Raw genomic sequence first — 4,217 nt, 5'->3', positions numbered from 1 at the left:
GGAGCATCCCGGCCCGAACACCGCCGGTCCGGCTCCGAAATCACTCGAGACCGCCCCGCACCCCCGGACCCGGGGCAGCAACCGCCCGCGCCGGCCCCCGCCGCGGACGCCCCGCCCGGGACCGACGCCGCGCTGCCGCCGGGTGAGCCGATGACCCCGGCGACCGGGCATCACACGCCATGGACTCCGGCCGGCGCCGAGCAGGCATCCGGCTCTGCGCCCGGGTCCACACCGTGGAACTCGGGGGCGGGCTCGTCGATGCCCTATGCCCCCGGGATGCCCGGCGGGCTCGGATCCCTCACCCCGGAGGAACGCCCGCCGCGGGGCAGGGCACCCTGGGCGCGCGGGCGCGGCGGTCAGGAGGAGACGGTCTTCCCCCGGCCCCGGCCGCGGCCCGATCGACCGAACTCGACCAACCGCACCGAATGGGCACCGTCCTGAACCGGCGCCCGATCAGGGTTGCCCGGGGAACGCGGTGGTCGCCGGGGTGACGCCGGCGGCGGCCTGCCAGACGGCGCGCCGCCCGGCCGATTCGGTGAGCGCGTCCAGCCCGGTACGCCGGACGAGCTCGGTGCCGGCGTGCTCGATCACCGCGCGCCAGGCCACGGCGGTATCGGTTTCCACCACGACGGCCAGCCGCGCGGCCGACGCCGGATCGGTGATCTCGCCGGGCACGGTGTAGGCGGGCTCGGGAGGCGGCACGGCGGCCCCGTCGCCGGTGAGGAGGTCGACGGTGCCGTCCCGGCGGGCGCGGTGCGCGGCGGTGTGCTCGTTGACCGTGCGCCGCAGCTCCGGGCCGGTATGGGCGGCGATCAGGCCGTAGGCGTAGATCGCCGCGTATTCGGCGTCGAGGGCTTCCCGCAGCGCCTGCTGTTCGGTGCCGCTCATACCAGCAGCACCCCCACCTGGACCGCGCAGGCGGCGCTGATCGACGCGAGCAGCCCCGCCCGGTAGCCGGACTGGGTGACGGCGAGATCGGACGCGGCCCGCTGCGAGGCCGTCAACTGGTCGCGGAGCGCGGCGATACTCGGCGGCGCGTCGGGAGCCGGGGTCGTGGTGGGCGCGGGAGTGCGTACGGCGGGGGTCGTGCCGTCACCGTAGACACCGATCGCCCGATCTATCTCGGTGCGCAGGGCCGCCGCGTGCGCGGTGCGTTCGGCGGCGATGACGGTGAGCGCGTCCGTGCGCTGCGGCTCGATGGCGATGGCGGCGGTGGCCGCCGCGGCATCGTTGCGGGCCGAGAACTCCTGGGCGACCAGCACATCCGGCTCGGTGATCGGATCTTCCGCGCAGGCGGCCAGGGTGCCGGCCGCGAACAACCCGACCGTGCCGCCGCCCGCGACCCGTAGCGCGGTACGGCGGTTCATCCGGCGGACGCTGCCCGGCCGGTCGAGGGAGGGGCCGCGGGGACACCCGGCCGCGGGCCGGTCGGTAACGCGCTCGGTCACCGGACCATCGTGCCAGACCGGACCGGGCGCCCGGCCGTGGGCACCACCGCGCGGACTTACCGCCGACCGCTGGTCCTTTACCTTCTGCGGGCGCGTTACGCTAGGTCACCGGCACAGAACATTTCCGTCCGCGTGACAACTGAACCAGGAGCTGCCCATATGCCCATGCCGACCGAGGAGAGGGTGAGCCGGCTCGTCGCCGGACTCGTCGCCGGTCGAGGATTCGATCTCGAGGGTGTCGAGGTTTCGACCGCGGCGGGCCAGACCCGGGTCCGGGTTATCGTGGACAGTGACCGCAGCGCCGACCTGGACAGTATCGCCGAACTCAGCGCGCAGGTGTCGGCTTGCCTGGACGACGCGGACGACGAATTCGAGGCCGCCTGGTACCTGCTCGAGGTGACCACCCCCGGGATCGACCGCCCGCTCACCGCCCCCCGGCACTGGCGCCGGGCGCGCGGCCGGAAGGCCGAGATCACCCTGAAACCGGGCGTCGCGCCTCCGGAACCGGGCCTGCCGACGCGCTTCACCGCCCGGATCGGAGTCCTCGAGGACGACCGGATCGCGCTGGTGCTGAGTGGCAAACCCGGACCGCGCCTGGCGAGCGTCGGTCTGTCCGATATCGCGCGCGCCGTGGTGGAGGTGGAGTTCTCCCCACCGAACGCGCGCGAACTCGAACTCGCCGGGGGCGTCGCCGCCGGCCGCCCACCCGCGGGAGCGGACGCCGCGGAGCTCACCGGAACTGCTGTCGCCGCGTCCGATTCGACCGAAGGGACCATGGAATGAACATCGAAATCGAAGCCCTGCGCGCCATCGTGGCGGATAAGGGGATCTCGATCGAAACCGTGATCTCGGCGATCGAATCCGCGCTGCTCACCGCCTATAAGCACACCGAGGGGCATCAACCCAACGCCCGGGTCGAGATCAATCAGCGCACCGGAGTCGTGCGGGTGCTGGCCACCGAACTCGATGCAGACGGCAATGTGATCTCCGAATGGGACGACACCCCTGAGGGTTTCGGCCGGATCGCGGCGACCACCGCCCGTCAGGTCGTCCTCCAGCGCTTGCGCGACGCCGAGAACGAGAAGTCGTTCGGCGAGTTCTCGACCCACGAGGGCGATATCGTCGGCGGCGTGGTGCAGCGCGACGCCCGCGCCAATGCCCGCGGCACGGTGGTGGTGCGGATCGGTAGCGAGTTGCACGGGACCGAGGGCCTGATCCCGTCCGCCGAGCAGGTGCCCGGCGAGAGCTACGAGCACGGCGACCGGATCAAGTGCTACGTGGTGGGGGTGTCGCGCGGGCCGCGTGGCCCGCAGATCACGCTGTCGCGGACCCACCCGAATCTGGTCCGGCGCCTGTTCGCGCTCGAGGTACCCGAGATCGCGGACGGGTCGGTGGAGATCGTGGCGGTGGCCCGGGAGGCGGGCCACCGGTCCAAGATCGCCGTGCGCTCCACGGTCTCCGGGGTGAACGCCAAGGGAGCCTGTATCGGACCGATGGGGCAGCGCGTCCGCAATGTGATGAGCGAACTGGCCGGCGAGAAGATCGACATCATCGATTACGCCGAAGATCCGGCGACGTTCGTGGGTAATGCGCTGTCGCCGTCCAAAGTGGTTTCCGTCACAGTGGTGGATCCGGATGCCCGGGCCGCGCGAGTGATCGTCCCGGATTTCCAGCTCTCGCTGGCCATCGGCAAAGAAGGCCAGAACGCCCGCCTCGCGGCCCGGCTCACCGGCTGGCGGATCGATATCCGCAGTGACGCAGCCCCGGACGCCGGTGGCGCGGTACGGACGGAGGCGCATCGCCGGTGACCGAATCGGGGGCCGCGCGTCGGCCGGTCCGGGACCAGGCAACTCGCCGCGCCGACTCGCCGTGGGCGACGTCATCGGGGGCGGGGTTGGAGCCCGGCCCGCGGGCAGCGGTAGAGTGGTGTGTGGTTCGGTCCGAGTCTTCGGTTACCGCTCGCGAACGCGGTGGTGAGTCTTCGGCGCTTCGGCGCTCGGTGGCTCCGGTGCGTACGTGTGTCGGTTGCCGGAAACGCGAACCGGTCCCCGAACTGCTGCGGATCGTGGCGTACGGCCATTCCACCGGTGACGGTGCGGATGCCGTCACGATCGTTCCCGATCCACGGCGCAGACTTCCCGGCCGGGGTGCGTGGCTGCACCCCCTTTCGGCTTGTCTGAGCACAGCGGTCCGGCGCCGAGCGATCGGCAGAGCACTACGAGTGTCCGGACATCTGGATATCTCAGCCGTGGAGCAACACCTCGAGAACAGGCACGAGCACTCATGAGCACACCGTGAAGTACCAACGATGAACGTCCATCGGAGTTAACCCGAGGTCGTGCGGGTCCCCGCCAGCAGGCGGGCGGCACTGCTCGACCTCTCAGTGAGGAGAGCAGTGGCAGGCAAGGCCCGCGTGCACGAGTTGGCCAAAGAACTCGGTGTCACGAGTAAAGAACTACTCGCGAAGCTCAAGGAGCAGGGCGAGTTCGTGAAGTCCGCGTCGTCGACGGTGGAGGCACCCGTCGCGCGCCGGCTGCGCGAATCGTTCGCGGCGAAATCCGCCCCGGCGAAATCCGGATCCAACGGATCCAAGACCACCGCGCGCCCCGGCCCCTCGGGCGGGGCGAAACCCGCGGCGCCCGGTCCGCGTCCCGGTCCGCGCACCCCCGCGGCCCCGAGCCCGGCCGATACCACGCCGACCGCCGAGTCCACCGTGGCTCCGGCCGCCGGAAACGCGCCCAGACCCGCGGGTCCGCGTCCCGGCCCCGC

At 71.9% G+C, this 4,217-nt stretch carries 6 protein-coding genes and 1 pseudogene; 5 read left to right on the top strand and 2 right to left on the bottom strand.

Going from position 1 to position 4,217, the window contains the following annotated elements; all coding sequences use genetic code 11:
• Positions 1-441 (top strand): annotated as a pseudogene (locus ON38_RS37055) (hypothetical protein); the annotation flags it as partial.
• Between the two features lie 12 nt (positions 442-453).
• Here ON38_RS37055 and ON38_RS16995 read toward each other — a convergent pair.
• Positions 454-888 (bottom strand): ferritin-like domain-containing protein, encoded by a 435-nt coding sequence (locus ON38_RS16995; protein ID WP_039825809.1) that lies wholly within the window; start codon positions 886-888, stop codon positions 454-456.
• Positions 885-1,448 (bottom strand): hypothetical protein, encoded by a 564-nt coding sequence (locus ON38_RS16990; protein WP_306306677.1) that lies wholly within the window; start codon positions 1,446-1,448, stop codon positions 885-887. Before ON38_RS16990 ends, ON38_RS16995 begins: the two co-directional genes overlap by 4 nt.
• A gap of 159 nt (positions 1,449-1,607) precedes the next feature.
• Between ON38_RS16990 and rimP the strand changes: the two genes are divergently transcribed.
• From rimP to ON38_RS16975, 4 genes are all read left to right on the top strand, one after another.
• Positions 1,608-2,231 carry a ribosome maturation factor RimP gene (gene rimP / locus ON38_RS16985; RefSeq protein ID WP_039825807.1) on the top strand — a complete coding sequence of 208 codons (624 nt, stop codon included), beginning with the start codon at positions 1,608-1,610 and terminating at the stop codon, positions 2,229-2,231.
• The gene (gene nusA, locus ON38_RS16980; RefSeq protein ID WP_039825806.1) at positions 2,228-3,256 is read left to right on the top strand and encodes a transcription termination factor NusA; all 1,029 of its coding nucleotides are present in this window, start codon (positions 2,228-2,230) and stop codon (positions 3,254-3,256) included. The genes rimP and nusA overlap by 4 nt, the downstream gene beginning before the upstream one ends.
• Positions 3,253-3,735: a YlxR family protein gene (locus ON38_RS38210; RefSeq protein WP_373281227.1), complete on the top strand. Its 483-nt coding sequence runs from the start codon at positions 3,253-3,255 to the stop codon at positions 3,733-3,735. Before nusA ends, ON38_RS38210 begins: the two co-directional genes overlap by 4 nt.
• Positions 3,736-3,843: 108 nt before the next feature.
• Positions 3,844-4,217, top strand: a 374-nt coding sequence (locus tag ON38_RS16975) for a translation initiation factor IF-2 N-terminal domain-containing protein (protein WP_039825805.1), incomplete at its 3' end; no start/stop codon positions are given.

This window comes from Nocardia testacea NBRC 100365 (assembly GCF_000308775.1).
In the GTDB taxonomy this organism is placed as follows: Bacteria; Actinomycetota; Actinomycetes; order Mycobacteriales; family Mycobacteriaceae; genus Nocardia; species Nocardia testacea.
Note: the sequence above shows the minus strand (reverse complement) of the source record. Positions and strands in the feature narration are given on the sequence as shown.

What these genes read in the sequence shown, in the direction of transcription:
- ON38_RS16995 (WP_039825809.1), bottom strand. Translation starts at nt 888, where the DNA reads ATGAGCGGCACCGAACAGCAGGCGCTGCGGGAAGCCCTCGACGCCGAA.
- rimP (WP_039825807.1), top strand. Translation starts at nt 1,608, where the DNA reads ATGCCCATGCCGACCGAGGAGAGGGTGAGCCGGCTCGTCGCCGGACTC.
- nusA (WP_039825806.1), top strand. Translation starts at nt 2,228, where the DNA reads ATGAACATCGAAATCGAAGCCCTGCGCGCCATCGTGGCGGATAAGGGG.